Consider the following 5,027-nt stretch of genomic DNA (forward strand, 5'->3'; position numbering starts at 1 on the left):
ACCACCATGCGGCCATCAACATCAAGCACAGGGCGGTGGGGCATCCCGTTCTTTTCGCGTCAGCGGGACGGAGTCCTTGAAGCCCGCACTCTCTCGCTTTGGCGGCGCGGAGCGCTTTGCGTCAGCATGAGTGTGGGAGTATGTCACGCTGAAGAAATCTGCAGGGATCCAGTTGGGGACATGTCGAATCCTGCTGCTGTCCAGGACTTGTCTGCCAGCCTGAAGATCGGCCAGGTGGCATTGGCAGCTGGCTTGTCCGTGCGCACGGTGCGTTACTACGAGTCGATTGGCCTGCTGAAGCCAACGGTGGAACGGGCGGAGTCCAGCTATCGATTGTTCGACCCTTCGGTTTTGGTTCGTCTGGCCTTTATCCGCCGCTGCCAGAGCCTGGGCCTGAGCTTAGAAGAAATCCGCCAAATCCTGGATGTCCACGACCGAGGGGAGCAGCCTTGTCCAGAAATTCGCCAGCATCTGCAAGGCAAGCTGCAGGAGATTGAACAGCGAATTGCCGATCTGCAAGCGCTGAAAAGCCAAATTCAAGGTCTCCTCTCCGATTGGCAGATCCCCCCTGCGGCTGCTGATGAAAAAGAGGTGATCTGCCCGATTTTGCAAAAACCAGGGGCCGGCGGTGGCAAGAGCGACAGCCGTTACTCCACTGTTACCGACTTAGCCAAGTTGCGCGGCTGATCCACATCGGCTCCGCGGCGCAAAGCCATGGCGTAGGCGAACAACTGCAGGGGGATCACGTTCAGAACCGCCGACAACAGGGGTGTTGTGCTGGGCACCTCGATGATGTGGTCGGCTTTCTCCCGCACCTGGGTGTCTTCGGGGTTGATGAGGGCGATCACCCGTCCCCCCCGCGCCCGCACCTGTTCGATGTTGGAGAGCATTTTTTCGTAGACGGGATCCCGGGTGGCAATGCACACCACCGGCACCCGCTCGTCGATGAGGGCGATAGGGCCATGCTTCATCTCCCCTGCCGGGTAGCCTTCGGCGTGGATATAGCTCACCTCTTTCATCTTCAAAGCTCCTTCCAGGGCAATCGGGGCGTTAACCCAGCGGCCCAGATAGAGCATGTTGGCAACATGATGGTACTGCTCCGCCAGTTGGTCGTAGAGGGCGGCGTCCTTCAGCATCAGGCTGATCTTGCCCGGCAGCTCGATCAAGGCTTGCAGGTGGGCTTGGATCTGGGCCGGGCTGAGGATCCCTTTGGCTTGGGCCAGTTGCAGGGCCAGCAAGTACCCTGCCACCAACATGCCGGTAAACACTTTGGTGGAAGCCACGGCAATCTCCGGCCCGGCATGGATGTAGAGGACTCCAGCATCCGCCAGACGGCTGGCCTGGGATCCGATGGCGTTGACAATCGCCAGAGTCGGGATCCCTTGGGTGCGGGCCTCGCTCATGGCTGCCAGCGTATCGACGGTTTCTCCCGACTGGGTTAGAGCCAGCAACAGGTGGTTGGGGCGCAACACCGGCTGGCGGTAGCGAAACTCAGAGGCGTAATCCACCTCTACAGGGGTACGGGCCAAGCTCTCGATGAAGTACTTGAGCACCCAGCAGGCGTGCCAGGCAGTACCACAGGCTACAGCGTGGATGTGCTCGATGTGGGCCAGTTGCCCCTCAGAAAGCGCTAGCCCCTCCAGCGTCACCCGGCCCTGTTCCAGATCCACCCGCCCCCGCAGCGTATCGGTGGTGGTGCGGGGCTGCTCAAAGATCTCCTTTTGCATGAAGTGCTTGTAGCCTCCCTTGGCGGCTGAGACGGGATCCCAGGCCACGGTGATGCTGGATTTGCGCAGCTCCTCGCCGGTAATGCGCAAGTAGCGCACTTGAGACTCCGTGAGAACCGCCATTTCCCCATCTTCTAAGAACACCACCTTGCGGGTATGGCGGACAATGGCAGGCAGATCGGAGGCCACGAAGTTTTCCCCTTCTCCCTCTCCCACCACCACGGCTCCGGCATTGCCCAAACGGGCTGCGATCAGCCGATCCGGCGCCTCCCGATCCAGAGCCACTACGGCGTTTCCTCCCCGCAGTTGCCCCATGACCTGGCCAAAGGCCGCCTCAAAGGAGCCCAGCTCTTCTGTATAGAGGCCGAGCAGTTGGGCGATCACTTCCGTATCGGTTTGGGAGCGGAATGGGATCCCCCGCTCCAGGAGACGCTCCTTCAGCTCCAGGTAGTTTTCCACAATGCCGTTTTGGATCACCACAATGCGCCCGCGCTCGTCGCACTGGGGGTGGGCATTTTCTTCGGTCACGCCGCCGTGGGTGGCCCAGCGGGTATGTCCGATCCCTACCTTGGCCGTGGGCATGTTGGCCGTCAGCTTCACCAGCAGGTTGTGCAGCTTGCCGGTAGCGCGGACAACTCTCAATCCTTCTTCGGGATCCACTGTGGCAATGCCGGCAGAATCATAGCCCCGATACTCCAAGGTGCGCAGGCCCTCCAACAGGATGGGGGCAGCCCACTGAAAACCCACGTAGCCGACAATGCCACACATTCCTCACACCTCAACCTCAGTCGCATCAGCGTTGCGTAGCCATAGGGGGTGCCGTAGGCACAGCACCTTATCCGCAAAGCCTACCCCAGCTTCGGGATCCCTTCAACGGCTTTGGCCGCCGTTGTTACCTCAGCGGGTCATCTCAGGGATCCCAGACTCCCGCTAGAGAGAGGGGAAAGGCAGCCAACTTATGGGGAAGTCTGCGGCTGCCATCCTTGGGATCCAGGGGCAACTCCCTGGGCAAAAGAGACGGGCGCAAAATGGAACTGATAACCTTCGGCCACCGCGGGCTGGATCCCATCTTCCCCAGGGACGCTGGAGACCAAGTTGCTCAGCCCCAACACCAACTCTCGAATGCCGCGGCGAAACTGGGGATCCCCGGTCAGCTCGTCGATGTCGGCGGTAATTTTTTGCATATTCTGAAAGGTGATGCGGGCGGAATCGAGGGTTTGGCGCAGAGTAGCTAAAGTGCCCGGATCGTTGAGGCTGGCGGCAATCTGCTGCAGATCTTCGGTAGCTTGGGCCACGTTCTCCGCAGCCGCTCGCACCTCGGCCAGGATCTGGCGCACATCGGCCTGGAGTTGTGGATCGGTAACCAGCGGGCGCACCGCGCTCGACATGGCCTGTAGATCGGCGCTCACCTGCTGAATGTTCTCCAGGACGGCGTTAAGGGAAGTGCGGTTTTGATCCACCAGGGCGGTGAATTGATCGGCAGCCGCTTGAAAACTGCGGGCAGTTCCCCTCACAGCCCCAGCCGCGTCTTGGATGGCCGTGGCAGCCGTGGTGAATTGCAACAAGTCCAGATCTTCGGTGCGCAGGGCAGCTACTCGCTCTTCCACGGTTTCTGAGAGATCGGCCACGCTATTGGCAACGCGGGTGAGCCCTTCTAGGGTGGCGTTAAGGGTGTCGAAGAGCTCATCGTCGTTGATCCGTGTGAGCAACTGATCCAGCCGGATCAATAACTGGCCAAAATCCACTCCAGGTTTGCCCTCCACCACATCCCCATCGCAGATGATTTGACTGCTGTCGCAATCCGCTGCCAGAGGGGATCCCGTTGCCGCCTGACCCCTCCCCTGGGGCAGGATATCCATCACCGTTTCCCCCACCAACCCCGTCTGTTTGGTTACAAACAGGGCGTTGCGGGGAATAGCCAAAGGCTGGTCAATGGCCACCTGCACCTCCACTTGATTGGGTTGAGGCGTGATACGCTCCACTCGACCTATGGTTACCCCCCGCAGCCGCACGCTGGATCCCTCGGCCAGCCCGACCACGTTGGTATAGGTGACGGTAAATTGAAAGCCGCGACTGCCAAAGCGCAGGTTGTAGATCCACAAAAACAGGCCGGCAAAGCCCAGCGCCCCCGCCAGGATCAACAGGCCCACTGCCCCTTCTCGCACTGCTCGCGAACGCATCACACCTGCCCCGCCACTTGAATTGGCCCTTCTACGCTACCGCTGAAAAACTGCCGCACAAAGGGGTTATCGCACGTTTCAATCTGCTGCACGGATCCCTCCCACTGCACCTGCCCCTGGGCCAACAACACAATGCGGTCGGTGGCGCGGTAAATGGTGCTGTGCTGGTGGGTCACCACAATGTAGCTCTCACAGGCTTTTTTCACCTGCTGCAGCTCCCGGATGAGATCTTCAATTACCGTGGAGGCAATGGGATCCAAGCCCGCTGTGGGCTCGTCGTACAGCAGCAATTGGGGCTCATCCTGGGGCAGAGAAGGATCCTCCATAATGGCGCGGGCGAAGCTGGCCCGTTTGCGCATCCCCCCCGAGAGTTCTTCTGGCAGGTTGTGCTCTTTGCCCGCCAGTCCCACCGCCTCCAGCTTGGCGGCCACCAATTCCCGAATGCGGGAGCGGGGCAACTGCGAGTGCTCGTAGAGCAAAAACCCCACGTTTTCTTCCACCGTCAGGGAGTCGAAGAGGGCGGCCTGCTGAAACACCATCCCTACTCGCAAAGGGGGAGTTGCATGATGGGCTTGAATCTCCGGGAGTGGGATCCCGCACCAGAGCACTTCTCCAGCGTCTGGCTCCGTTAGGCCGGCAATGATGCGCAGCAGCGTCGATTTCCCGGTGCCCGAAGGCCCCACCAGGCCCAGGGCCTCACCCCGGTACACCTTCAGATCCACGTGGTCAAGCACCACCGTCGAGCCGAAGCGCTTGGAAACTTGGCGCAGCTCCACCAAGGGGGCAGTGCTCTGCACTGCTGGCATGCTCAGAACCTCCGCCCTCGCCAAAGGCTGGAGCCTATTTTCCGCGGCCTGCTGCTCCTTTGGGCTGTCTATGCTGCTTCTGAAGCACTTGACCAATGATTTCAAGCAAAACTGGGGGCTCAGGATGCTTCCCTCCTTGAGTCGGCTTCACTGCTAGTTTAGGAGTCGGCAGGGGCCAAGGCAATGAAGCAGCCCACAGCCCTATCAAGGCAGATCAGGGATCCCTGGCGATAGGCCCAAGCCGTACCTGATACATTCACGCTGAACTCTCCTGAACATGGTTCAGGAAAGAAGCGATCGCATCCTGCCTATCT

General features: G+C 60.2%; 4 protein-coding genes. 1 reads left to right on the forward strand and 3 read right to left on the reverse strand.

Annotated features, from left to right (window positions below):
- Window positions 1-180 precede the first annotated feature (180 nt).
- On the forward strand, window positions 181-687 hold the full coding sequence (locus NW840_RS09905; RefSeq protein WP_414343962.1) for a heavy metal-responsive transcriptional regulator: 507 nt from the start codon (window positions 181-183) through the stop codon (window positions 685-687).
- Here NW840_RS09905 and glmS read toward each other — a convergent pair.
- From glmS to NW840_RS09920, 3 genes are all read right to left on the reverse strand, one after another.
- On the reverse strand, window positions 648-2,495 hold the full coding sequence (gene glmS, locus NW840_RS09910; RefSeq protein WP_414343963.1) for a glutamine--fructose-6-phosphate transaminase (isomerizing): 1,848 nt from the start codon (window positions 2,493-2,495) through the stop codon (window positions 648-650). The genes NW840_RS09905 and glmS overlap by 40 nt on opposite strands.
- A gap of 188 nt (window positions 2,496-2,683) precedes the next feature.
- Complete coding sequence (locus NW840_RS09915; protein ID WP_414343965.1) at window positions 2,684-3,907, reverse strand: MlaD family protein; 1,224 nt, start codon at window positions 3,905-3,907, stop codon at window positions 2,684-2,686.
- Entirely contained in the window at window positions 3,907-4,713 is an 807-nt protein-coding gene (locus NW840_RS09920; protein WP_414343968.1) for an ABC transporter ATP-binding protein, read from the reverse strand. The genes NW840_RS09915 and NW840_RS09920 overlap by 1 nt, the downstream gene beginning before the upstream one ends.
- Window positions 4,714-5,027: the final 314 nt, after the last annotated feature.

Origin of the sequence: Synechococcus sp. R5-13 (assembly GCF_047462015.1) — a bacterium.
Lineage (GTDB): Bacteria > Cyanobacteriota > Cyanobacteriia > Thermostichales > Thermostichaceae > Thermostichus.

Excerpts from the sequence above, each read along its gene's own strand:
- NW840_RS09905 (WP_414343962.1), top strand. The coding sequence starts at position 181 with ATGTCGAATCCTGCTGCTGTCCAGGACTTGTCTGCCAGCCTGAAGATC.
- glmS (WP_414343963.1), bottom strand. The coding sequence starts at position 2,495 with ATGTGTGGCATTGTCGGCTACGTGGGTTTTCAGTGGGCTGCCCCCATC.
- NW840_RS09915 (WP_414343965.1), bottom strand. The coding sequence starts at position 3,907 with ATGCGTTCGCGAGCAGTGCGAGAAGGGGCAGTGGGCCTGTTGATCCTG.
- NW840_RS09920 (WP_414343968.1), bottom strand. The coding sequence starts at position 4,713 with ATGCCAGCAGTGCAGAGCACTGCCCCCTTGGTGGAGCTGCGCCAAGTT.